Raw genomic sequence first — 24612 nt, forward strand, 5'->3', positions numbered from 1 at the left:
TCTCCGGGTTCAGGCGGCGCTGCGGGCAGGATACGGCAAAGCTTGCTCCAGGTCTGCGAGGATATCTTCGACATCCTCAAGCCCGACGGACAAACGGATCAAACCATCGCTGATCCCATGCTCGGCCCGTTCTTCCGGGGTATAGGTCGAATGAGTCATGGATGCAGGGTGCTGGATCAGCGTTTCGGCATCGCCCAAGGACACCGCGCGCTGGATCATGTTCAGACGATTCATGAATTCGATCCCACCGGACAGGCCGGACTTGATCTCGAACGCGATCATGGCGCCGGGTTGGGACATTTGCCGCTGCGCGACATCATGCTGGGCAAAGCTTTTCAGCCCGGGGAAGTAAACCTCGCCGACGGCGGGATGGGCCTCGAGGAAATCAGCGACGACCCTGGCTGACGCGCAATGACGATCCAGACGCAGGTTCAGTGTTTTCAGGCCACGCAGGATCAGCATCGCGTTGAAAGGGGCCATGACCGCACCGGTCATATCCTTCATTCCGACCAGGCGGATTTCGGCGATCTGTTCGGCGGTGCCGACAACCAGACCAGCGACCACGTCGCCATGACCGCCGAGATATTTGGTGGCAGAATGCAGAACGATATCCGCCCCGTGCTCGATCGGGCGGGTCAGATAGGGGCTGGCATAGGTGTTGTCGACGACAACCGTTGCTCCGACCGAATGCGCAATTTCGGCGCTGGCGGCGATGTCCACCAAGCGCATGTTCGGATTGGCCGGAGTTTCGAAATAGACAACGCGGGTTTTGTCGGAAACGGCGGCTTTCAGGTTCTCTGGGTCTGTCATGTCGACATGGGTGATTGTGACCCCCCATTTTGCCAGTCCGTGGCGCATGAAGGCGAAGGTGCAGCCATAGAGCGTTTTGTCCACGATGACTTCGTCCCCCGGCGACAGAAGGGTCCAAAGCACTGCCGTGATCGCCCCCATGCCGCTGGAAAGGGCCAGTCCGGCCTCGGCCCCTTCAAGCACGGCAATGCGTTGTTCCAGAAGGTCACATGTGGGGTTCGAAATACGGCTGTAGATATGACCTGCGCGTTCACCGGCAAACATCTCTCCACCGGCCTCTGCGGTTTCAAAGGCAAACGTGGACGTCAAATGCAGCGGTGGGGTAAGGGCGCCGTCATTTTCCAAAGGGTTGTAAGCGTGGTGAATGGCGCGGGTGGCAAATCCGGTTGAACGAGTCATTGCAAGCTCCTGTTTCAAGCTGGCGACAGTTTGCACCTTTACTTTGGGCTTTTGCTTGCAAATAATACCAAGACCGCGATCCATATTGGCAGATTCTGCCAAGTTTAAGGTTGAAATGGACGAAAAAGACAGACAAATCATTCGGGCGTTGCAAAAGGACGGGCGCATGACGAACCAGGACCTTGCCGACGAGGTGAACCTGTCTCCGTCGCCCTGTCTGCGCCGGGTCAAGAACCTCGAAGCGCGCGGGATCATAAAGGGTTACAGCGCAGATGTGGACGCCACCGCATACGGCATAGGCATTACCGTTTTTGTGCGGATCCGATTGGAGCGGCACAATGAAACGGACGTTCAGAATTTCGAAAAACGCGTTCGGATGATCGACGAAGTTCTTGAATGCCACGTGCTAACCGGGGCGATGGACTACCAATTGCGGGTGTTGGTATCGGATCTCGAGGCATATGAAGAATTCATTCGAAACAGAATTCATCCGATCGGTGGGATTGCTTCGATCGACACCAGCTTTGTTTATGGAACGGTAAAGAAGACCGCCGTTTTTCCACCCTGATGGAACGCCCGGCCAATCTGCAAACTCAGGTTGAGGTGCATGTTCAACGGGCGCTGGGATCAGGAGTCACAGCCAACAGATGACGATGGCGACGCGGACGAGAAGACCATTGAGCCTCGGTTGCACAGGATTGCGACGCGCCGCCAGCCCTTGATCCTGTCGAACAAGATCTTGACGCGATTGCGCCGCTTGGCGTGCTTTGCAGGCAACCAGCACTGTTTGCGACCCTGGTTTCTGGCACGTATCCCGAAGATCAGACATGTTCACCGCTCGTTTTTTTCGAACCGTGAACACGCTGACCTGCCAAGTTCAATGGGTTCCGGGCCTAGTAGGCGACCATCGTCAAAAGCTCATATTCCGCAACCATTTCATCATCCTGCTGGGTCAGGGTGACATGCCAGCGGACTTCGCCGTATTCCTCGTTCCGTTTGGTCTTGGCCTTGACCGTCAACCGCACCTTGATGGTATCACCCGCCTCGACGGGCTTCATGAATCGCAACCCGTCAAGACCGGTGTTTGCCAGAACTGGGCCTTCGTTCGGTTCAACAAACAATCCGGCTGCAAATGACAAAAGCAGATACCCATGGGCCACACGGCCCGGGAAGAACGGGTTCCGTTCGGCCGCTGCCTGATCCATATGCGCATAGAACGTATCGCCGGTGAAATTGGCAAAGTGTTCGATGTCTTCCATCGTGATTGTACGGGGCGCCGTGTGGAGGGTCTCGCCAATCGCCAACTCGTGAAACCGGCGCGTGAACGGATGGGCTGGCCCTTCGACCTCGGTCGCGCCGGGAACCCATTTGTTCCCGATCGCGGTCAGCAGATCGGGCGACCCCTGAATGGCAGTCCTCTGCATGTAATGCTTCACGCCACGCACACCGCCCATCTCCTCGCCGCCACCAGCGCGTCCAGGTCCGCCGTGAACCATATGCGGCAGAGGAGAGCCGTGGCCGGTAGATTCCTTCATCGAGTCGCGATTGTTGAAATACAGCCGCCCGTGATAGGCCCCGGCCCCCAGGGCAACGTGCCGTGCCACATCCGCGTCACGGGTTATGACCGATGCCACCAGCGACCCTTGCCCGCGATTTGCCAGTTCGATCGCATGGTCAAGATCGCGATACCCCATCACCGTGCTAACCGGGCCAAAAGCCTCGGTGTCATGGACGCGTCGGGCCGCATCCGGATTGGCACAGTGATACAACATCGGCGGCAGGAACGCGCCTTTTTCGGCATCCGCTCCATCAACCTCAAAATCGTCAGGGTCGCCGAAAACGCGCTCGGCTTCCTGCCCGATGATTGCCGCCTTTTCCAGAACATCGCGTTTCTGACCGTTCGAGACCAGCGCACCCATGCGTGTGGTTTCCAGCCTTGGGTCGCCGATGACCGTTTTTGCCAACCGCTCGGACAGAGCTTCGATCACCGCCTGCACCTGAGGCTCTGGGGCAATGATCCGGCGGATCGCCGTACATTTCTGCCCGGCCTTCGTGGTCATCTCGCGCTGGACTTCTTTGACAAAAAGATCGAATTCCGGCGTTCCGGGCTCGGCATCAGGGCCCAGGATCGAGCAGTTCAGACTGTCCTGCTCGGCCACGAAACGAACTGAATTCTCCAGAATCACCGGGTTGGAACGCAGTTTCGACGCCGTTTCCGCAGATCCGGTGAAACTGACCACGTCCTGCATGGTCAGACGGTCCAGCATATCGCCCAGACCACCCGAAACCAGCTGCAACGCGCCAGCAGGCAAAATGCCGGAATCCAGCATCAGCCGGACGCATAGTTCGGTGACGTAGCACGAGTTCGTTGCTGGCTTTACGATGGCCGGAACGCCTGCCAGAAGGGTTGGAGCCAGCTTTTCCAGCATCCCCCAGACAGGAAAGTTGAACGCGTTGATGTGAACTGCCACCCCGTGCAACGGGGTACAGATGTGCTGCCCCAGGAAGGTGCCATTGCGCGACAACTGCTCGACCTCACCGTCCAGATAGACATGTCCGTCCGGCATCTCGCGGCGACCTTTCGAAGCGAAGACGAACATCGTGCCGATACCACCGTCTATGTCGATCAAGTGGTCGGACTGGGTCGCACCTGTGCTGAAAGACAGGTCATACATTTCCTGTTTGTGCTGACCCAAATGAACGGACAACGCCTTGAGCATCTTGGCCCGCTGGTGGAACGTCATCTGCCGCAGCGCCGGCCCGCCGACATTGCGCGCATAGTCCAGCATCCCCTGCACATCCAACGCGCTATTGCCGGCCGTGGCGATCACCTCGCCGGTGACCGCGCTTGTAATATTACGGGCACCCGCACCGGGCGAAACCCATTCACCGGCCGCGAAGCTGGAAATCTGTTGGATTGTCATGAGCGTCTCCTCATTTGTTGTGTGAACTTCGCGCGGCCATATGCCCGTCTCACGAAATCATAATATAAACCGATCGGTCGGTCAATAAATTGGCGAATTGGCAACCCAAACCGAACATCTCAGACTTGAGCTGGCAGTCGCGCGAAACCCCGAAACCGGATGCGGCCGCCCCGTGCGGCACCGTCAGTGATGCGATAGGTCGGGAATCGCGCAAGAAACCGTCCGACGGCCACGCGACCCTCCATACGCGCCAGGGTCAGGCCGACGCAGGTATGGGGCCCTCCGGCAAACGCGTGATGCTTGTTGGGACGTCGATCCAATACAACCTCATCAGGTTGTTCAAACTGCCGCGGATCGCGATTGGCCGCGCCGATACACAGGTGAATGTCCGTACCTGCCGGAATGGTCTGACCGTGGAACGTTATATCTTCGGTGGTCAGACGATTGCCAAACTGATTTGGGCTTTCCAGCCGCAGAAACTCGTCCACTGCCGTGTTGATCAGATCCGGATTGGCCAGAAGCTCGGCCCGTTTGTCGCGGTGCCGTTCCAACAGTTCCAATGCGTTGCCGATCAGGTTGGTGGTGGTCTCGTGCCCTGCATTCAGAATGAAGATGCAGTTCTGGTACAGCTCGACCTCGGTCAAGCCACCATCGGTGTCATCCTGCATCAAACGTGTCAGGACATCCGTCGCAGGATCTCCGGGATTGGCCCGGCGATCTTCTATGACATGCCGAAGATAGTCCTTGAAATCAGATACCGACCGGTTGCCCCACTCTTCCTGCTCGGGCGTCAATTGAGGTTCCAAAGCGCCCAGAATAGCCAAAGACCAATCCCGCAAAGGGCCACGTTCCGATCTGGGAATGCCAAGCAGGTTGCCGATGATCTCGATCGGGATGGCACCGGCGAAATCCTCGATCAACTCTACCGAGCCCTTGGCCTGCATCTCGTCCAGCAGCCCATCGACAAGTTGAATCAGGCCCGGTTCCATCTGCGCCAGCGCCCGTGGGTTCATCGCACCGACCATGACCTTGCGGACGCGGGTATGCAGAGGCGGATCATTGAACACAAGGCTGGTGGTATGGTGTTCGTACAGCGGGCTGTCGATACCGTATTTGGGGCCGAAAACCGCCTTTTTATCCGATATGAAACGCTCGGTATCCCGGTACACCAGATCCAGGTCGTCATACCGCGACAGGACCACCGAACCATCGGGCTGCCAGCAGACGGGCGTGTCTTCGCGCAACGCGGCGTAGGTTGGATAGGGATCCATATGAAACCCGTCCGGAAGCGCAGTCAAAGAGAACATCAGTGACCCATCGCTCCCATTTGTTCGGGAAGGACCAGAACCAGCCAAGGCACCAGAACGATTAGAGCCAGACGGAAGATGTCTGCCACCCAGAACGGTGTGACCCCCTTGAAGATTGTTCCGGTCGATACGTCCCCGACCACGCCTTTCAGAATGAACACGTTCAGACCCACGGGCGGCGTGATCAAACTGATCTCGGTCACGACGACGACAACGATGCCGAACCAGATCGGATCATATCCCAATGACGTGACCAGTGGGAAAAAGATCGGAACCGTCAGCAACAGCATCGACAGCGATTCAAAGACGCATCCCAGAATGATGTAGATCCCGAGGATCATCAGGATCACGACGAAGGGCTCCACCTCATATGCGGTGACCAAGGCGATCAACGCTTCGGGCAGACCGGCCAGGTTGATGAAGTTCGAAAAGATCTGCGCGCCGATCAGAACCGAGAACAGCGCCGCGGCGGTGAAACTGGTTTCCTTCAGCACTTCAAAGGTCGACCCAAGGGTCAGCCCGCCGCGCGACAATGCGATCAGGAATGCCCCCATGGCGCCCATACCGGCGGCTTCGGTCGGGCTGAAGGTCAGGTTCAGAGGATAGAAATCGAACGCTCCGTACAAGCCGCCGATCACCAGGAAGAACAAAAGCAACACCGCCCAGACCGAGCGCAGGGCCGACAGGCGTTCGCCCCAGCCGTGGCGTTCACCGGCGGGGCCGGCCTCGGGCCTGCGCCAAACGGTCCAGCGCACCGCGAACAGATAGAAGAGGATGCCAAGTACACCGGGGATGATGCCCGCAACGAAGAGTTTGCCGATCGATGTTTCGGTCAGCAGGCCGTAGATCACCAAAATGACCGACGGTGGGATCAGGATACCCAGCGTGCCCCCCGCTGCAATCGACGCGGTCGACAGCTCATCCGAGTAGCGGTACCGGCGCATCTCGGGCATCGCGACTTTGGACATGGTCGCAGCCGTTGCCAGCGAGGAACCGCAAATGGCCGAAAAGCCGCCGCACGCGGCAACCGTCGCCATGGCGATACCACCTCGGAAGTGGCCCAGGAAGGCGTTTGAAACCGCGTATAACTCGCGCGCGAGCCCGCCCTTGTTCACGAACAGGCCCATGAGGATGAACAGTGGAACGACCGAAAGGCCATAGTCCTGTGCCGTGTCCGTAATCTGGCGACCCACCATCGACATGGCGGCCTTCAGCCCGCGCTCGGACAGAATGCTGCCACCGCGTTCATATGCGAACCCAAGCGTCCCCACGAGGCCCATCGCAAACACGATGGGCAAACGTACCAACACAAGAACCAAGACAAGGGCGAAACCGATCAGTGCGGCAGTCATCAGGCGTGCTCCGACAAGGTTTGGGGGGCAAAAATGTGCAAAAGACCGGTGATGACCATCGCAACGGCCGTTATTGCAGTGAAGGCGGCGATGAACCAGCCGACATAGAAGACAGGGATCGACAGGTATTCGGTGACATCCCCGTAATCCCTTGCACGTTCAGCCAGAACCCAAACGCGCTGAATCGGCCAGATCAGCATGATGCCGGACACCAGATAGACAATTGCATCGCGCGCCCTGCTCAGCCGCAGGCGGGAAAAAATTCCATCGGTCAGATCAACGGCGATTTGCCCTTTCCCGGCCGAAATCATCGGCAGAACCGAGAACACAAGGATCGCCATCAGAATCCGCGTCAGTTCGGTTGCCGCCTCGATCGGAGCATTGAAGACTGAGCGCAGGATGACGTCAAAAAAGGTCATCACCATCAGGATGAACAGCGCCACACAGGCCAGCACCGTCGGAATGATACTGACGCGACGCGCGAAGGTCACGATAGATTGCATGATTGGCCCCCAACGGGTGAAGATGGCTGGCGGGTCAACCCCGCCAGCCCGGCTGCGTTACTGGGCAGCCATTTCGTTAACGATCATGTCATAAGCGGCTTGCGCATCAACACCGGTGCCATTGACCTCTTCGATGACCTTGGCGCGCACATCGGCAGCGATCGCATTGAACTTTTCCAGATCTTCAGCAGAGGCTGCATTGATCGCGTTGCCCTCGGTCTGTTCGGTCGCTTCACGGCCGATCGCGTCGATCTCATCCCAGATTTTACCGATTTCGCGGCTCAGCGGTTCGCCGAAGACCTTTTCTTCCAAAGCGGCCTGCACATCGGCGGGAAGATCAGCAAAAGTGTCTTCGTTCATGATGAACGCAAATGACCCGCGATACAGGCCACCCGGAACTTCATATACGTTTTGCGCCACTTCGGTCAGCTTGAAACCCTTGCGCGATTCAAACGGCATAACCACACCATCAGCAGCTTTCGACGCGAGTGTCTCGTATACTTTCGGCGCGGGAACCTGGATTCCGGTTGCGCCCAGCGCCGTGCCGACATCTCCGCCGACACCACCCGGGATACGCACCTTGAGGCCCGATACCTCGTCGAGCTTGGTCACCGGGCTGCTGGAATGAAGCTGTGCCGGGCCGTGTGTGTGCAGGGCGATCACTTTCACACCGCGATGTTCGTCCGCTGCCTTGAGATACTTGTCGTATGTACGCCAATACGCGACCGAGGCCGCTTCGGCCGAGCCCTCATATCCGGGCAGCTCAATCATCTTGGTGGTGACGAAACGACCGGGCTGGTATCCGTGGAAGATGATCGACGCATCCGCCGCGCCATCCATGATCAGGTCCATCTGCGCCGGCGGCGGGGCAATTCCCAGCTTCAGTTCAGCTGTGACTTTGCCGTCGGTGGCTTCTTCGACCATTTCCACGAATTTCGGCCACATCTTCGCGTTTATGCCGTGGGTCGGCGGTGCCCAGCTGGAAATCGTCAGCGTATAATCCGCTGCCAGCGCCACCGTGCCCGAAACGGCCAGCGCGGCCGAGGCCAAAAGAGTGCTCAACTTGGTGAACTTCATGGTTTTGTCTCCTCCCTGTGAAACATGACTCGAGAATGCGTTAATGGTCACTTTTGTAACCATCAACATGTTAATTGTTTTCCAATTGGCCCGCGAGGCGCCACGAACCTGGACTTTCTTTCGCTACGGTTAGCATATTTGCGGCGCACCGGCTGATGCCGATTTCGTTGCAATAGTTCATCGGTCCTCCTCTCCAGCGAGGAAAGCCGTATCCATGGATTTGAACCATATCGACAGCTTCGGCGTTTTCCGCGATCCCGTCTTCAATGATCAAAGCGCCCTCGTTGGCCAAGACCGCCAGCAACCGCGAACAGATTTCCTCGTCCGAAAAATCCCTGCGGGTGATGCCCTGCTGGTCGGAATAAGCTTCGATCAATGCCTCAACTTCGGGATCCCGAACCGGATCGCGACTGCCCTCTTCGTAGCGGTACCAGCCTTTGCCGACACGCTGGCCGAAACGCTCGCGCTGACAAAGCTGGTCCGCGATGGTGACATAACGTTCGTTCGGGTCGCGGTTGGCGGCATTGCGTTTGCGGTTTGCCCAGGCAATTTGAAGACCGGTCAGATCCTGAAGCTCGTACGGCCCCATGGGCATCCCGAACGCCCGCATTGCACGGTCCACCTGATGGGGAAGCGCCCCATCTGCCAGCAGATAATCGGCCGCGCGCCGATAGGCAGCCAACATGCGGTTGCCAATGAACCCATCGCAGATACCCGACAGCACCGAAACCTTGCGAAGCTTCTTCCCAAGCGCGACCGCGGTTGCGACCACTTCAGCAGACGTTTGCGGAGCTACCACGATCTCGAGCAGTTTCATGACATGGGCCGGGCTAAAGAAATGCAGCCCGATGCATCGGGCCTGATTGCCGACGTCCGCGAAAATTTCGCGCGGGTCCAGATAGGACGTATTGGTGGCCAAAATCGCATCGCTGCTCATACGCCTTGCCAGCTCGTCAAATACCTGCTGCTTGACGGACAGGTCTTCAAAGACGGCCTCGATCGCCAGTTCGGCATCCGCAGCGTCTGCATAACTGTTCACCGCACGAAACGCAGCAAGGCGATCCCGAAGCTGCGCCTCGGACATCTTGCCTCTCTTGACCGCGCCTTGCAGCAGACCCTCGACCCGATTGCGCGCTGCGGCCGCGGCGTCGGCGTCTCGCTCGATCAACGTCACGGACAGCCCGCCGTTCAGGGCCGCAGTTGCGATCCCTGCCCCCATCAACCCACCTCCGACAACGGCGATCCGTGTTATGTCACGGGCGGCCACACCTTTGATCAAAGAAGGTTTGGACACGGCCCGTTCAGCAAAAAACGCGTAGCGCAAAGCGCGGCTTTCCGGGCTTTGGCGCAACTCCAGATGGCGCGCGCGCTCTTTCGGTTGTGCGGTGGCAAATGGCTCAACCGACCAACCAAGCGCCGTCAGGTTTTCCAATGGCGATTTCTGACCCTTGGCGCGTTTTTTCAAAGCCTCGCGGCTCGCCTCCAACAGATCCGGCGCAAATTCCGCCACAGCACGCTGGCTGACAGGTATTGGGCGTTCGGGCAGGTCGGCAACCAATTCCAGAGCAGCAGCCTTGGGGTCTTCGGCGACGCGGTCGACGCCGCCAAGCTCGGCCAGTGTCTCTGCCTTGAGAATTTTGCCCGAACAGGCCACGTCAATTGCAGCCTGCATCCCGACCAGACGCGGCAATCGTTGTGTGCCCCCTGCCCCGGGGATCAAACCCACATTGACTTCCGGCAGGCCAAATCCCGTTCCCGGCGCCGCGATCCGCCATGCACAGGCCATAGCGATTTCGAACCCGCCACCCAGCACGTTGCCATGCATGCAGGCAATGAACGGAACCTCGCTGTCTTCGATTTTCTGAACAACGTCGGGCAAGTGCGGCTCGACCGGCGGCGCATCGAATTCGGACATGTCGCCGCCTGCGACAAAAGTTTTTCCGGCGCAACACAGCACCGCCACACGCGCGCCCTTGACCGCATCAACCGCGTCAGACAGCCCTTGCCGAACACCTGTCGACGTCGCGTTTACCGGCGGGTTGTCAATGGTGACCCACGCCACGTCGCCCTCAAATTCAACGCTCACCAGCGACGACTGCGACATTTGCAATCCCTTTGATCGGTTCAGATTCGGTTCGGGTTTATATATTGACCAACCGTTCGGTTAATGCAATGATTAAGTTGAAACGAGACCAGATGAGACAGTCATGAGCGATACGATTCTTGTACAAGACAACGGGAACTGGGCCGAAATCACCCTGAACCGCCCGGACAAGCTGAACTCGTTCAATGAAGAAATGCACCTGGCGCTTCAGGATGCGCTGAAAGCCGCGCGCGACGGCGGGGCCCGCGCGATATTGCTGACCGGTGCCGGACGAGGCTTTTGTGCCGGTCAGGACCTCGGCGATCGCGACCCGTCGAAAATGGATGGCCCGCCGGATCTAAGCAAAACGGTACGCAGGTTCTATGCCCCTCTTGTCCGGTTGATCCGGTCGATGAATATCCCGGTGATCTGCGCCGTGAACGGAGTAGCCGCCGGGGCGGGTGCAAATCTGGCGCTGGCCTGTGATATGGTTCTGGCCGCGGGAAGTGCGAAATTCATTCAGAGCTTTTCCAGGGTGGGCCTGATTCCCGACACGGGCGGCAGTTGGCACTTGCCGCGCCTGTTGGGCGAGGCGCGCGCCAAGGGGCTGGCCCTGACAGCCCAACCCCTTCCGGCCAAGCAAGCCGAAGATTGGGGGCTGATCTGGAAGGCGGTGGCCGATGATCAATTGATGACCGAAGCGCGCGCACTTGCCGCGCAATTGGCAAACGGCCCCACCCTCGGGCTCGGGCTGACAAAACAGTGCATTCAAACGGCTGCCACCACGTCGCTCTCGGATCAGCTTGAGATCGAAGCAGACGCAATGAAGACCTGCGGGGAAAGCGCGGATTACGCCGAAGGCGTATCCAGTTTTCTTGAAAAGCGGGCACCGGATTTCCAGGGACGCTGATGATGACGCCCAAAGAACGTGCCACGAAATCCGCTGAAGCGATGTGGGCGAATGACCAAGCCAGCAAATGGTTCGGGATGGATCTGGTCGAAGTCGACGAAGGCCGTGCAGTTCTGACCCTGACAGTCGGGGACCATCACTGCAACGGGCACGGCATTTGCCACGGGGGCGTCACTCATGCCCTGGCCGACAGCGCCTTTGCCTTCGCCTGTAACAGCCGCAACGTGGCAACCGTCGGCCAGCATACGATGATGAGCTACCTCGCGCCCGGAAAAAAAGGGGACCATCTGACCGCAATCGCGTCAGAGGTTGCCGTCACCGGCCGCAGTGGCATCTATGACGTCCGCGTCACCAACCAAGACAACACCCTGATCGCCGAGTTTCGCGGAATGTCCCGCGCGGTCGGCGGGCAGAATTTTCAGGAATAGCTTCGCGACTGGAGGAGTGACGCGATGGAAGACCTTTCCCCAAACAAAGCGGATCTGGACCCGATCGAGATCGCCTCAATCGACGAAATCCGCGCGACGCAGCTTGAACGCCTCAAATGGTCCGTTCGCCACGCCTATGAGAACGTTCCGATGTATAAGCAACGGTTTGACGAAACCGGTGTGCATCCTGACGATCTTCAGCAGCTTTCGGATCTGGCGAAGTTTCCGTTCACGTACAAGAATGATCTGCGTGACAACTATCCGTTCGGCCTGTTCGCCGTTCCACGCAGCCAGATCATTCGCCTGCACGCCTCGTCCGGTACGACGGGCAAGCCGACGGTGGTGGGCTACACGAAAAACGACATCGACAATTGGGCGGATCTGGGCGCAAGGTCCCTGCGCGCATCGGGGTTGCGCAAGGGGGACATGGTGCACAATGCCTATGGTTACGGGTTGTTCACCGGCGGTCTTGGCGCACATTACGGGATCGAGCGGCTTGGCGCGACCGTCGTCCCCATGTCCGGCGGGCAAACCGAAAAGCAAGTCAACCTGATCAACGATTTCCGCCCCGACGGGATCATGGTTACGCCTTCCTATATGCTCAATATCCTTGAACAGTTCCACAAGGTGGGGCTCGACCCGCGTGAAAGCTCGCTGAAGGTTGGCGTGTTCGGTGCCGAGCCCTGGACGGACGCCATGCGTGCCGAAGTCGAGGATGCGTTTGATATGCATGCGGTCGACATCTATGGCCTGTCCGAAATCATGGGGCCCGGGGTGGCCAATGAATGCGTGGAAACCAAGGATGGCCCGGTGATCTGGGAAGATCACTTCCTGCCTGAAATCATTGATCCCGCGACCGGAGAGGTCCTGCCCGATGGCGAAACTGGCGAGTTGGTGTTCACGACCCTGACCAAGGAGGGTTTGCCGATGATCCGCTATCGCACGCGCGATCTGACCTGCCTGCTGCCGGGGACAGCACGATCCATGCGCCGGATGGCCAAGATCACCGGTCGCAGCGACGACATGATGATCCTGCGCGGCGTCAACGTCTTTCCCAGCCAGATCGAAGAACAGGTCATGGCGACGGGGGGCCTTGCCCCTTATTATCAGATCGAGCTGTACAAATCCGGCCGCATGGACGCCATGCGGGTTTATGTTGAATCGTCCCCGGATTCCACCGACGAACTGTCCAAGACGGCCGCGGCACGGATGCTGAACAAGCGGATCAAGGACGTCGTTGGCGTCTCAACGGAAATTGTTGTAGGTGACCCCGGCGACGTCGAACGCTCTCAGGGCAAGGCGAAGCGCGTCGTCGACAATCGCGATAAGGAATAAGCCGTGGCCCGTACAATCGCCAAAGATCACGACCAGAAGCGGAAGCAAATCCTGAAAACGGCCGCCAAAGTGTTCGCCGACCAAGGGTTTGATCGCGCCTCGATGACCCTGTTGGCAAAAGAGTGCGGGATTTCCAAGGCAAACATCTACCACTATTACGACAGCAAGGATGCCATCTTGTATGACATCCTTGAAACCTACCTGCGCGAGCTTCGCGACCGTATCTGCAATGTGGATCTGAACGGTCTTACGTCTGAACAGAAGCTGCGGAAAGCGGTGCGCGAAATCCTGTTTGCCTACCAAGGCGCAGATGACGAACACCGAGTGCAGATCAGCGGCATGAGCGCCTTGACCGAGGAACAGCAGAAACTTCTGCGCGGGTATCAGCTGGAATTGGTGAATTTTGTGCGCGAAATCCTGAAAGAACTGGCCCCGACAGCCTTCAACGATGACAAGGACAAGCTGCGCGGCACCACGATGTCAGTTTTTGGGATGCTGAACTGGTATTACATGTGGAACAGCGGAGCAGGGCCCAAGGCCCGCGAAGACTATGCCGATCTGGTCAGCACTCTGACCGTCCATGGTATCCAAAAGCTCTAGCTGAGGCCTTTCGAGCAAAACCGTTCCAAGCCCAACACAGGGGTGCCTGCCCTTGACCCGTTGCCACAGTGGCAGGTTCAGGGCCGCAACGTGTTTTCCTCATCCTGACCAATCAATGCGGAATTCTTCCCGAAACGCAAAACGCGCCAGATGAGCCTCGATGACCTGTTGCCATCGGGCCAGATCACCGCGCGCCCGGGTGGCGGCGATTACGGTCAGGCTGGTGTCGCCCGCCGAAAGGGTGATGCGGTTCCCGTCCGGAAAGCTCACGCTGCCTTGTGTTTCATCGAATGTTACCTGAGCCTTGTGCGACCAGTGTTTGCAAAGCTGTTGCAGGTATTTCGACGCCGCGCCTGTCTGCGCGATTCCCGAAGCCACCTGATCGGGCAGCAGGCTGAGCCCATCAGCGGCAGCGGCCCGGATTGCCTTGGCGAACAAAGTCACATCGATGTCCGTGGCCACGAATGTTGCCCCCAGATCCAGGCATTTTCGCTGCATGACCGGGTCTAGCGACAATATCCCTGCCGGCTTGCCTGCCGCAACGATGCGCCGGATCGCATCAAGAACGGCCTCGATCACGTCCGGGTGCCCGGCATCGCCGATATGGCCCATATCTGCGGCCAGATCCGACGGGCCGACGAACACCCCATCGACGTCGGTCGCCAGGATGTCGTCCAGCGCCTCCAGCCCAAGCCTGTTTTCGACCTGCACCAAAAGACAGATCTGCTCGTCCGCCGTTTTCAGATAATCCGGGATAGCCGCAAAACGCGAGGCCCGCGCCAAAGCGGAACCTACGCCCCGAACGCCACGAGGTGGATACTGCACGGCCCGCACCAGTTCGCGCGCCTGATCGCCGCTTTCGACCATCGGCACCAGAATATTCTGCACACCGGCATCAAGATATTGCTTGATCATCCAGGTCTCGCCAATCGGCAGGCGTGCGACAGGGGTACTGCCAGATCCTTCAATCACCCTCACCTGCTCGAGGATCGAGCGCAGATCGTTTGGCGCATGCTCACCGTCGACCAGCAGCCAGTCAAACTGCGCGGTTGCGGCGATCTCGGCGGTGTAGGCATTGGCCAAGCCGATCCAACACCCGATCAAAGGGGTTCCAGACGTCAGCGCGGCCTTGAACGAATTGATTGGCGCAGGCATTGGCGCTCCTTTCAGGCGAAATTGATATCGACTGAGCCGAACGGTCCGAAATCCGCGTGGATTTCTGTTCCCGGGGGGCATTCGACCGGGCGGATGAAGCTGCCGGACAGAACAATCTGGCCCGGCGCGATGCTCTGACCGTATTGCGCCATGCGTCGCGCCAGCCAAACGACGCTTTCGACCGGATCGTTCAGCACCCCCGCGCCCAGACCGGTTTCCTCGATCTCGCCATTGCGGAAGGTCAGCGCCCCAACCCATCGCAGATCAAAGGCATCCACCCTGTGGCGATCGTTGCTCAAAACGATACCGGCATTGGCGGCATTGTCACTGATCGTGTCAAACACCGTACGGGCCTTGCCGGTTTCGGGATCCACCCGTTGAATCCGCGTATCCAGAATTTCGATGGACGGCACAACGTAATCCGTCGCCTCGATGATATCTGCGCGGGACACGTTTTCCGCGCCTATGGCTGATTTCATGACAAAGGCAATTTCGGCCTCGATCCGGGGCTGGATGAAGCGCCCGGCCGGAACGGTGGCACCCTGTGCAAACACCATGTCGTCAAACAGAATTCCACTGTCAGGAATGTCGATGTTCAACGCGTATTGCATGGCTTTCGAAGTCAGGCCGATCTTCCACCCGATCACCTTGCGTCCTTCGGACAGTTTCTGGCGACAGATGGCGTTCTGCACCTCGTAAGCGTCATCCATGCCCATCTCGGGGTGGCGCAGGCTGAGCAGGCCAATCTGTTCATGCGTTCGTTCCGCCTGCAACAGATCAGCGGCCGCGCGAGCATGGTCTTCGGGCGTCATACTTTTTCGTCCTCAACCGTGTTTCGCAGAGTACCGATACTGTCGACCGAGACCTCGACCACATCACCGGGTGCCAGGAATTTCGGCGGATCGAACCGCGCGCCCGCCCCGGTCGGTGTACCGGTCACAATGATATCGCCGGGCTGAAGCGTCATGAAAGTCGAGATATATTCGATCTCGCGCCGGATCGGGAACATCATGCGGTTCAGCGTATCATCCTGTCGCAGCTCGCCATTCACACGGGTTTGAAGACGCGCCTCATCCAGCTGAGCCGCATCCGTGAACGGAACCAGCCACGGGCCGATGGCCCCGGACCTATCCCAGTTCTTGCCTTGTGTGACATTGAACTTGGCGTGCCGAACCCAGTCGCGAATGGTTCCCTCATTGCACAACGTCAGCGCGGCGATGTGATCATACGCGTCTTCCTGTGGAATGCGGCGGCCAGCCTTGCCAATCACGATGGCAACTTCGCCTTCGTAGTCCAGCGTGTGGTTTTCCGGCGGGCGGATCAGAGGCCGGTCATGGCCGGTAAAGCCACTGGCGAAACGCGGGAACAGGGACATGTATTTGGGCTGCGCGCTGCCATCTTTGTATTCTGCGTTCCGGTCGGGAAAGTTCACTCCGACGCAAATGATACGTCGCGCATCCGGCATCACCATGTCATAGATGAAATCGGGATGGGTGACAGGTTTCCCCCCGGCCGCCTCTGCCAGTTGATCGAACGCCCCGGCCGCGATCACCTCATAAAGGCTGTCGTGTTCCGGGAATTCCTGGTTCAATGCAATGGCACCACCGTCGGTGATTGCCCCGAAGAAACGTTCTTCGCCCGAAACGAAAGTGGCAAACTTCATTTCATGGCCTCCCACACGTCCCGGATCACGTCCGCCGCCATCAGCACGTCGTCGCGGGTGGTATCGAACTGCCCGACCTGAAAGCGGATGATTTTGCGGCCGTCGAACATGCCCTGCGTCAGGTAAATCCGGCCGTCGTCATTCAGCGCGTCCACCAGACGCTGCTGCTGAGCATCGTCCCCCGGGCAGCGGAAGGAAAACAGGCTGAGGATCGGGCCGGTTGTGATCTCGAACCCCTCGATCGCACCAATCTTTTCCGCCAGTTCGCCGGCCCATGCCACATGGTTGCGGATGCGTTCGCGCAATCCCTCCAACCCATATGACCGCAACAGGAACCAGATTTTCAACGCCCGGAACCTGCGGCCCAGCGGGATGGTCCACTCTGAGTAATTCGTCACCTCGGCTCCGGTCGTCTTGAGGTATTCCGGTTCGATTTTCAGCGTATCGAGCTGCGGCGTGGCGTCCCTCAGGAACTGGATCGCACAATCGAATTGCGCACCCATCCACTTATGCGGGTTAAAGACGATGCTGTCATAGCGGTCGGCGCCCTGCCACAGAGCCCTGCGGAATTCGGGGCAGATCATGGCCGAACCAGCCCAGGCGGCGTCAAGATGGGTGTAGAGGTCGTATTTTTGCGCAATATCAGCCACGGCCATCAGATCATCGCAGGCCCCCACACCTGTGCCACCGGTAATCGCAACGATCCCGGCCGGGACATGTCCGGCGGCGATGTCATTCTGAATGGCGGCCTCAAGCGCCGAGGGAACAATCCCGAAATTCGGCCCCTGCGTGGGCAACTTGACCAGATTGTCCTGACCGATCCCGGCAACCCAGCATGCCCGGTCAATCGACGAATGCACCTGATCGGAACAATAGATCCGCAACGCTCCCTTCGCGTTCAGGCCCTCCCGGTTGCCGGTAAAGCCGGTGGCCCGTTCCCGCATGGTCAGTACCGCCGACAAGGTGGCCGAAGAGGCGCTGTCCTGTATGACGCCGGTCATACCCTCGGGTAATCCGAGGGCCTGCCGCAGCCAGTCGACCATGACGCCCTCGACCTCGGTCGCGGCAGGCGAGGTCTGCCACAACATGCATTGGGCCGCGATGGTCGTCACCAGCATCTCGGCCAACATGGACGGGGGCGCAGCGTTGGCCGGGAAATACGCAAAAAAGCGCGGATGCTGCCAATGGGTAATGCCCGGCATCACGATCCGTTCGAAATCGGCCATGATGGCGTCCATCGGCTCGCCTGTCTCGGGTGGCGTTGCAACAAGCTGTGCCGCGATTTCCCCCGGCGCGGTCTGCGCCCGCACGGGACGTTCAGCAAGTGTCTTGTGATAATCCACCGCCCATTTCGAGATGTGCTGACCCCAATACGAAAACGTGTCCCAGTTCATCTACTGACTTTCCTTTGTGACGGGATCACCGCCAAATCCTTTTGTTCCGTTGCGTGCGTCACACCGAAAAGCTGACATTGGCCTGACCGGTGCCAGAGCTGCCGAAATACGGGGTGTAAATGTCGATCTCACCCTTGTAGCTTCCCCACCCCAACGCACCAAACAGCAAAGCGGTGTCATTCATGGCGCATTCACCGGTGCATTTTTTTGCATAGTCCGGCAGCATTTCCAGAAACTCTTCAAATCGGCCCTGCTGCCACAGCTCCAGAACGCGCATGTCCATCTGGCGGTTGAACTCGCCATTCACGGCATTCAGCCCGTCGACCGAGCGTTCATTCGGCGTAAAGTCGTGGCTGAGCGAGCCGGACGCCAGAATGGATACATTGCGGTCCGAACGTCGGATACCCTCGGCAATGGCCTCGCCCCAGGCCCGGTTTTCCGCAATCGACGAGAATTGATTGACCGCCACCGGCAAAACCCGGGCATTCACGCCATCATTGATGAAATGCATCGGCAGGAGGGTGCCGTATTCCATGCCCATGTCGGGGTGCGAATGGCCCAGCGCCCGCTCTCCCCGTTCGCGCAGAACGTCAAGGATGGTTTCCCCAAGTTCATGATCGCCGCGATAGTCGAACTCCATATCCGCCAACATATGCGGCAGTTCGTGACTTATGAACCGGCCCTTGTGATGTTCCTTCGTGTTCAGGTGAAACCCTTGATTGGTGATCCAATGGGTGTCGAACACGATGAACGTCTCGACCCCGCGGTCGATCGCGTCCTGACGCAGGCGTGCATATCCATCAATGGCGGATTGCCGGATGCCCTTGTACTTTGGCATCGTGTGGGACATCCAGATGCTGGGTACATGCGTGATCTTTGCGGCCTGTACTATCTTTCCCATGGCAATTCCTCCTCGTGTAATGGGCTTGCCCCAGCCGGGGTCGGCCTACGTGATCTATTTACCCAACTGCATGATCTTGTGCTGACCGGTGGCAAAGCCGATATGTTTCTGTTCCATATAGAATTCAAAGCTCCAGTCGCCGCCATCCCGGCCGATGCCGGACGCCTTGACCCCACCGAACGGCGTGGGCAGGTGACGCACGTTCTCGGAATTCACCCAGATCATTCCAGCCTCCAGCCTGTCTGTAAACCGAAGCGCGCGGGTCAGATCATTGGTCCAGACATAGCCGGTCAGGCCATATGGCGTGTCGTTGGCGATCTCCAGCGCCTCATCCTCGGTCGAGAACGGGATCGAGGTCAGGACAGGGCCAAATATCTCTTCACGCGCAATGCGCATCTGGTTGGTGGCATTGGTGAACAGGGTCGGCCGGACGAAATAGCCCGCATCCCCCACCGTGACGCCGCCAGCGGCGACAGTTGCGCCATCTTCCTTGGCGATGTCGAAATAGCTCGTGACCTTGGTGTAGTGTTCTTCGGTCACCAACGGCCCGATCTCGGTATCGGGGTCCAAGGGGTGGCCCACCTTGATGTTGTTGACGCGCTCAATCAATCTGGCTTCGAAGTCTTCCTTGATCGTGTCCTGCACCAAAAGCCGCGAAGACGAGGTGCAGCGCTCGCCATTGATCGAATAGATCATGAAGATCACGGCATCCAAAGCGCGGTCCAGATCCGCATCATCAAACACGACAACCGGGTTTTTTCCACCCAGTTCCAGATGGTTGCGCTTATGGGTATCTGCGCCTTGCTTGACGATCAGACTGCCGGTACGGCTTTCGCCAACAAAGGCAATGGCCTTGATCAGCGCATGCTCGCACAAAGCCTTGCCAGCGTCGGGGCCAAACCCGTTGACCGTGTTCAGCACACCTTTGGGCAGCCCTGCCTGTTCGGCGATTTCCACCAGAAGACGGGCCGTCAGAGGGGAATCCTCGGCGGGTTTGTGAACCACCGTGCAACCCGCAGCCAACGCAGGCGCGATCTTCCAGGTCGACAGCATGAACGGCGTGTTCCACGGGGTAATCACGCCAACCGGGCCAATCGGCACACGGGTCGTCACATTCATCAGCGTCGGAGACTTCAGGTGCTGCCCATCCCGCGCCTGAATCACCTGATCCGCGAAATACCGGAAGTTCTCTGCCCCGCGCAAAGCTGCCTTTGACATGAAGCGCAGGGTCTGCCCCGTGTCCCAGCACTCGCACAGTGCTATTTCCTCGGCGCGCGCTTCAATGGCATCAGCCACATTCAACAAGATGCGACGGCGTTGGGTGGCGGGCATGTCTCGCCACTCTGCAAAGGCTGCGTGGGCGGCCTTGGCTGCCGCATCGATGTCATCTGCCGTGCCATGGGCAACATCACAGATCACGGATTTATCGACGGGCGAGACCGACTGAAACACTCCGGCGGATCCGTCCCGGTCTTCACCCGCGATACGGTTGCGGATGCCCGTTTCCCGGAACCGGTCCAGAAAGCCGTTCAGCTTTTCGATGTTTGTGTCCAGTGCGCTCATGCGTCAGGTCTCCTGCGTGGTCGCCGACAGGTGGTCGCGGATCGTACCGGCCTTGGGCGACAGCTTGGGGTCGATGTCACGCATCTCAAACGAGAGCGCGATGGAATGCTGTGAAAAAACCGGCGCCAGGTATGTTTTGACCGCCTCGAATATTCGCTGTGTCGCATCTTCTTTGACATCCGCGGATCGGCCCGCCCGCAGGCGGATCGAGATATCAATGAACCCGTGCGCCGGGTTGCCGTCCGCTATGGCGTAATGATCGACCCGTGTCGCGCGCACACGAATACCGGGCATGGGAAAGGTCTCGATTCCGGCCGCCGTTGACCGAATGCACTCGCACAGGCCATCCATGTCGATCCTCTCTTCAAGATTGCCCGAATATTCGACGTGGAAGTGAGGCATGGTCTCTCCTTTATTAGTTAACATGTTTAGTTTTTAATGCACCCCCTGTCAAGAGATTGCTTTGTTAATCTTTGCAATTCACGGAACGGCGTTCTAGAAGGCCGCATGAACACTCAAAGCCATTCCAAAAGCACCGCCCGGTCCCTTCCGATCGCGTTGCTGCGTGCCCGCGAAACCGTCATGGCTCCGATCCGGGATATGCTGCAAGGCATCCAACTGACCGAGCAGAAATGGCGCATCCTGCGCGTTCTGGACGAGTTGGGCGAAGTGGAGCAAAGCACCATCGCGCACGAGGCGTGCCTGCTGCTGCCCAGCGTGACCCGCATTTTGCGCACGATGGAGGCCGACGGCCAGATCACCCGCCGTCAGGACAGCGACGACAAACGCCGCACCATGGTCAAGATCACCGAAGCAGGCCGCACCATCCTAAGGGAAAACCTGGCCACTTCACTTACGATCTCCAGCAATATCGAAACGCAGATGGGCAAGGAGAAGCTGGATCAGCTGCTGGACCTGCTCGAGGAGCTGCAAGCCATCAAAGTCTGACCCCGCCAGGTTCCGACGGGGTCGGTTGACCGCCTACTGACCGCCTACAAAGTGGCAAGACCGGTATCCAGCGCCGACAGAATTTTGGCCACATCTTCCGAAGTGACGATCAGCGGCGGCGACAGAATGATGTTGTTGCCAGACACACGCACCATCACGCCATCTTCATATGCGGCTTTCTGAACCTGAAGCGGCAGGTGTTTTGCGACAGGTGCCTTGGTCGCCCGGTCCGAAACCAGTTCCAATGCACACATCAGTCCCTCGCCGCCCCGCACGTCCCCGATCGCGTCATGCTTGTCGGCCAGCTTTTGCAACCCGGCAAACAACTCATCCCCGCGCGCAGCAGCATTTTCCCAGATCCTCAGCCGGTTGATCTCGGACAGGGCGGCCAAGGCCGCGGCCGCCCCGACCGGATGGCCAGAATAGGTGTACCCCTGATCCACGGATGCCAGGCCCGTGGTATCACTTTCAAACACCTCTGCGACCGCACCGGAAATCATGGCCGCGCCAAAAGGGAAATACCCGTTGGTGATCGCCTTGGCCGTCGTCATGATGTCGGGCTGAACACCCCAGTGCCGCGCACCGCTTTCGCTGCCGGTACGACCAAAAGCGGTGATGATCTCGTCCGAGATCAGCAGGATGCCGTGTTTCGAACAGACCTCGCGCACCATGGGCATGAAGCTCTTGTGTGGCGGGATCACCCCCCCGGCCCCCAACACCGGCTCCATGATGAAGGCGGCAACAGTGTTTGAACCCTGAAAAGCGATCTCGGCCTCAAGCGCCTTGACGCAAAGCTGCGCCAGACGCTCGGGGTCGGTTTCGTCAAACGGGTTGCGATAGGTCCACGGCGCAGGCACGTGAAAACAGCCGGGCATCATCGGCTCATACACCGCGCGGAATTTCTGGTTGCCGTTGACCGAGGCTGCAGCAAAATGGGTGCCGTGATAACCCTGCTTCAGGCTGATGAACTTGGTGCGCCCTGCTTCACCCCGGACCTTGTGATATTGACGCGCAAGCTTCAGCGCAATTTCGACCGAATCCGACCCGCCCGACGTAAAGAATGAACGGGTCAGCCCGTCGGCCTCGAAGAACTGGGCCAGCTCATAGGACAGCTCGATCGCCTTGTCGTTGCTGGTGCCGCGAAAGGTCGAGTAATAGGGCAACGCGTTCAGCTGATCCGCTATGGCCTGTTTCACCGGTTCACAGGAATAGCCCAGATTGACGTTCCACAACCCCCCCACGGCGTCCAGCGCCGTGTGGCCATCGACATCAGTGATGTTGACCCCTTCACCACCGCTGAGAATGGTCGGTGGGTTCTTCCGGCTGTCGGCAGGGTGCGCCATCGGGTGCCAGAAGTACCGGGCGTTGTTTTCCTTCAGAAAGTTGGAGTCTTTCATGTCGCGGGTCTCCGAGTGTTGAATCCGCCCTGGGTCACGGGTGGAATCCGGTTGGAAAGGAGTCGGGCAACTGGCCGCCAAAACCAGCAGTCAGATCAACCGAAAGTGAATGCAGCGTGGACAGTATTGCCGGAAGGCGGTCGCCGGTTGCCCGGGTTTCCGGGACAGCTATCGCGATGGTACCCAATGCGACCTGATCGATGCCGAAGATCGGCGCGGCATATCCAAAAACACCTTCTTCGTAACTACCACGGCTGTCGGCCCAGCCTGAAACTCTGATCTTTGCGACCCGTTCCTTGATAAGCTTCGGATCAGTAAGCGTGGCTTGTGTAAACCGTGCCTGCACGTCCTGATCCAACTGCTCCAAAAGGTAAGCCGGCCCGAAACTGAGCATGCACAGACCGGAAGCCGTCGCATTGAGTGGCAGCATCTCGCTGGGATCAAGACTGACACGAACACTGTGCTGCGTTGTTTCCACCACAAGCGCCGTCTGCAACCCCGTTTTCTCAAGCAAAGACAGATGCAGGGATTCACCGACCACCTGCATAGCGGCCTGCATTTTTTGACGCGCGTCCTCAATGCCGGGTCTGGCGATCTCTCGCAGCGCGGCCAAACGCAAAGCCGCCGGCCCGATCGCATAGGATTTCGTCATCGGGTTCTGTTCGATCAACCCGAACTCCTCAAGCGCGCGCAGGTGCCGCAATGCCGTTGCTTTGTTCAGCCCGGACAACCGCGCCAGGTGACTCAGCCCGATCTCAGGGCGGGCATTGGAAAAGTAGTCCAGCATTTTTAGGGCCTTAAGGGCTGTACCCATGTGCGTGTGGTCCTCTTGCTCAGGTAATACTTGACAGAACTAACTTAACAAAGCAACATTATTATTGTTAACGCGGTTCAAATAATGAACCACTATCGGGAGGTGTCAATGAAGAAATTTCTAACAGCCGCCGCTTTTGCGGCTTCGGCCACTGCCGCACTGGCTGAATACCCTGAAAAGCCGGTAAGTTTTGTCGTCCCCTGGCCTCCGGGTGATCTGGAAGATGTCCTTACCCGGATGATCGCCGACGAATTCCAGGCCATGTACGGTGTGCCTGCCGCTGTGGTGAACAAACCCGGCGGCGGAGGCGGCCCATTCCCCGGCGCGGTCGAGGTGGCAACCGCCCCGGCGGATGGTTACACCATCGGCTCATTCGTCATCGGCGTACCTGTCATCGGCCCCGAAATCGGAATTCCCGAACTCAACCCGAATCCTTTTGATCCAATTGGCATCTTCCTGACCTATCCCTTCGTCATCGCGGCCAGCAAAGACGCGCCGTTTTCAAATTGGGAAGAACTGGCCGACTACGGCAAGGAAAATGACGTGGCGCTTGGCCATTTCGGATCGGTTCTGCCCCCCACTCAGGTCACATTTGCAGCCGCGGTCAGCAGCGGGTTCGACTTTGCCAGCGAAGCGGCTTTCGACGCCCTGGATTGCAACACGCTGGCCTCAGGCGACGTGGATGTCATCAATACGACGCTACAGCTTATCCTTCCCTGCCTTGATCAGGTGAATGTCCTTGCCAGCATCGGCGGCGAGCGGATTTCACTGGTTCCGGACACGCCGACGATCGTGGAGCTCAATCCGGATCTGCCTTTGGCCCTTTGGAACGGGCTGTTCGTGCACAAGGACACGCCTGCCGACGCGCGTGAAAGAATCACGGCTGCCGCGCAGAAAGCGTTGTCCTCGGACAAGGCCAAAAAGCTGGCTGAGGAAACGGGCGCCCTGATCTACTGGCAGGACCCGGACGCTTCGAATGCTCAGATCGAGCAGGACAAAGCCTCTTTCGCCAAGATCGAAGAGATTCTGGGCGAATAATCCGAAACAGG

The 24612-nt window shown here is 58.6% G+C and carries 23 protein-coding genes; 7 read left to right on the forward strand and 16 right to left on the reverse strand.

The annotated features are described in order from the left end of the window. Positions 1-9: 9 nt before the first annotated feature. On the reverse strand, positions 10-1209 hold the full coding sequence (locus GOW31_RS11010; protein WP_171170028.1) for a methionine gamma-lyase: 1200 nt from the start codon (positions 1207-1209) through the stop codon (positions 10-12). A 115-nt stretch (positions 1210-1324) separates the two neighbouring features. Here GOW31_RS11010 and GOW31_RS11015 point away from each other — a divergent pair, with 115 nt between their 5' ends. Further along, entirely contained in the window at positions 1325-1777 is a 453-nt protein-coding gene (locus GOW31_RS11015; RefSeq protein ID WP_152460567.1) for an Lrp/AsnC family transcriptional regulator, read from the forward strand. A gap of 325 nt (positions 1778-2102) precedes the next feature. On the opposite strand, the gene paaZ is transcribed toward GOW31_RS11015, so the two are convergent. From paaZ to GOW31_RS11045, 6 genes are all read right to left on the reverse strand, one after another. After that, positions 2103-4133, reverse strand: a complete 2031-nt coding sequence (paaZ, locus tag GOW31_RS11020; protein ID WP_171170030.1) for a phenylacetic acid degradation bifunctional protein PaaZ — start codon at positions 4131-4133, stop codon at positions 2103-2105. 119 nt (positions 4134-4252) lie between these two features. Further along, positions 4253-5440, reverse strand: coding sequence for a cytochrome P450 (locus GOW31_RS11025; RefSeq protein ID WP_171170032.1), 1188 nt, complete (start codon positions 5438-5440; stop codon positions 4253-4255). Then, positions 5440-6792 (reverse strand): TRAP transporter large permease, encoded by a 1353-nt coding sequence (locus GOW31_RS11030; protein WP_171118134.1) that lies wholly within the window; start codon positions 6790-6792, stop codon positions 5440-5442. The genes GOW31_RS11025 and GOW31_RS11030 overlap by 1 nt, the downstream gene beginning before the upstream one ends. After that, the gene (locus GOW31_RS11035; protein WP_152460571.1) at positions 6792-7295 is read right to left on the reverse strand and encodes a TRAP transporter small permease; all 504 of its coding nucleotides are present in this window, start codon (positions 7293-7295) and stop codon (positions 6792-6794) included. The genes GOW31_RS11030 and GOW31_RS11035 overlap by 1 nt, the downstream gene beginning before the upstream one ends. 57 nt (positions 7296-7352) lie before the next feature. After that, positions 7353-8372, reverse strand: a complete 1020-nt coding sequence (locus tag GOW31_RS11040; RefSeq protein WP_171118138.1) for a TRAP transporter substrate-binding protein — start codon at positions 8370-8372, stop codon at positions 7353-7355. A 70-nt stretch (positions 8373-8442) separates the two neighbouring features. Continuing rightward, complete coding sequence (locus GOW31_RS11045) at positions 8443-10458, reverse strand: FAD-dependent oxidoreductase (protein ID WP_371813745.1); 2016 nt, start codon at positions 10456-10458, stop codon at positions 8443-8445. 121 nt (positions 10459-10579) lie between these two features. On the opposite strand from GOW31_RS11045, the gene paaG reads away from it, so the two are divergent. From paaG to GOW31_RS11065, 4 genes are read left to right on the forward strand one after another with little or no spacing between them, the layout of a single operon-like run. Then, positions 10580-11365: a 2-(1,2-epoxy-1,2-dihydrophenyl)acetyl-CoA isomerase PaaG gene (gene paaG / locus GOW31_RS11050; protein ID WP_171170036.1), complete on the forward strand. Its 786-nt coding sequence runs from the start codon at positions 10580-10582 to the stop codon at positions 11363-11365. Positions 11366-11367: 2 nt separating this feature from the next. Next, a complete protein-coding gene (gene paaI / locus GOW31_RS11055) occupies positions 11368-11793 on the forward strand; it encodes a hydroxyphenylacetyl-CoA thioesterase PaaI (protein WP_171170296.1) in 426 nt (141 codons plus the stop codon). A 24-nt stretch (positions 11794-11817) separates the two neighbouring features. Then, positions 11818-13128 carry a phenylacetate--CoA ligase PaaK gene (gene paaK, locus GOW31_RS11060; protein WP_171170038.1) on the forward strand — a complete coding sequence of 437 codons (1311 nt, stop codon included), beginning with the start codon at positions 11818-11820 and terminating at the stop codon, positions 13126-13128. A 3-nt stretch (positions 13129-13131) separates the two neighbouring features. Continuing rightward, positions 13132-13728 carry a TetR/AcrR family transcriptional regulator gene (locus GOW31_RS11065; protein WP_171118146.1) on the forward strand — a complete coding sequence of 199 codons (597 nt, stop codon included), beginning with the start codon at positions 13132-13134 and terminating at the stop codon, positions 13726-13728. A gap of 99 nt (positions 13729-13827) precedes the next feature. On the opposite strand, the gene GOW31_RS11070 is transcribed toward GOW31_RS11065, so the two are convergent. Genes GOW31_RS11070 through GOW31_RS11100 form a run of 7 tightly spaced genes read right to left on the reverse strand, consistent with a single transcriptional unit; the run spans position 13828 to position 20806 of the window. Beyond that, positions 13828-14883, reverse strand: a complete 1056-nt coding sequence (locus GOW31_RS11070) for an aldolase/citrate lyase family protein (RefSeq protein ID WP_171170040.1) — start codon at positions 14881-14883, stop codon at positions 13828-13830. 11 nt (positions 14884-14894) lie between these two features. Then, a complete protein-coding gene (hpaH, locus tag GOW31_RS11075; protein WP_171170042.1) occupies positions 14895-15695 on the reverse strand; it encodes a 2-oxo-hept-4-ene-1,7-dioate hydratase in 801 nt (266 codons plus the stop codon). Then, positions 15692-16546 (reverse strand): fumarylacetoacetate hydrolase family protein, encoded by an 855-nt coding sequence (locus GOW31_RS11080; RefSeq protein WP_171170043.1) that lies wholly within the window; start codon positions 16544-16546, stop codon positions 15692-15694. The genes hpaH and GOW31_RS11080 overlap by 4 nt, the downstream gene beginning before the upstream one ends. Further along, on the reverse strand, positions 16543-17940 hold the full coding sequence (locus GOW31_RS11085) for a pyridoxal-dependent decarboxylase (RefSeq protein ID WP_171170045.1): 1398 nt from the start codon (positions 17938-17940) through the stop codon (positions 16543-16545). The genes GOW31_RS11080 and GOW31_RS11085 overlap by 4 nt, the downstream gene beginning before the upstream one ends. A 58-nt stretch (positions 17941-17998) precedes the next feature. Beyond that, positions 17999-18841 (reverse strand): 3,4-dihydroxyphenylacetate 2,3-dioxygenase, encoded by an 843-nt coding sequence (hpaD, locus tag GOW31_RS11090; RefSeq protein ID WP_171118157.1) that lies wholly within the window; start codon positions 18839-18841, stop codon positions 17999-18001. Positions 18842-18895: 54 nt separating this feature from the next. Then, a complete protein-coding gene (gene hpaE / locus GOW31_RS11095; RefSeq protein WP_171170047.1) occupies positions 18896-20404 on the reverse strand; it encodes a 5-carboxymethyl-2-hydroxymuconate semialdehyde dehydrogenase in 1509 nt (502 codons plus the stop codon). 3 nt (positions 20405-20407) lie between these two features. After that, positions 20408-20806 (reverse strand): 5-carboxymethyl-2-hydroxymuconate Delta-isomerase, encoded by a 399-nt coding sequence (locus tag GOW31_RS11100; RefSeq protein WP_171170050.1) that lies wholly within the window; start codon positions 20804-20806, stop codon positions 20408-20410. A 105-nt stretch (positions 20807-20911) separates the two neighbouring features. Here GOW31_RS11100 and hpaR point away from each other — a divergent pair, with 105 nt between their 5' ends. Further along, positions 20912-21352 carry a homoprotocatechuate degradation operon regulator HpaR gene (gene hpaR, locus GOW31_RS11105; protein WP_171170052.1) on the forward strand — a complete coding sequence of 147 codons (441 nt, stop codon included), beginning with the start codon at positions 20912-20914 and terminating at the stop codon, positions 21350-21352. A 44-nt stretch (positions 21353-21396) separates the two neighbouring features. Here hpaR and GOW31_RS11110 read toward each other — a convergent pair whose 3' ends face one another. Both GOW31_RS11110 and GOW31_RS11115 read right to left on the reverse strand, forming a co-directional pair. Then, complete coding sequence (locus tag GOW31_RS11110) at positions 21397-22749, reverse strand: aminotransferase class III-fold pyridoxal phosphate-dependent enzyme (RefSeq protein ID WP_171170054.1); 1353 nt, start codon at positions 22747-22749, stop codon at positions 21397-21399. 34 nt (positions 22750-22783) lie between these two features. Then, on the reverse strand, positions 22784-23563 hold the full coding sequence (locus tag GOW31_RS11115; protein WP_171170056.1) for an IclR family transcriptional regulator: 780 nt from the start codon (positions 23561-23563) through the stop codon (positions 22784-22786). A gap of 108 nt (positions 23564-23671) precedes the next feature. Here GOW31_RS11115 and GOW31_RS11120 point away from each other — a divergent pair, with 108 nt between their 5' ends. Further along, positions 23672-24601, forward strand: a complete 930-nt coding sequence (locus GOW31_RS11120; RefSeq protein WP_171170058.1) for a tripartite tricarboxylate transporter substrate binding protein — start codon at positions 23672-23674, stop codon at positions 24599-24601. Positions 24602-24612 lie beyond the last annotated feature (11 nt).

Source organism: Ruegeria sp. HKCCA0370, from assembly GCF_013033705.1.
GTDB lineage: Bacteria > Pseudomonadota > Alphaproteobacteria > Rhodobacterales > Rhodobacteraceae > Ruegeria.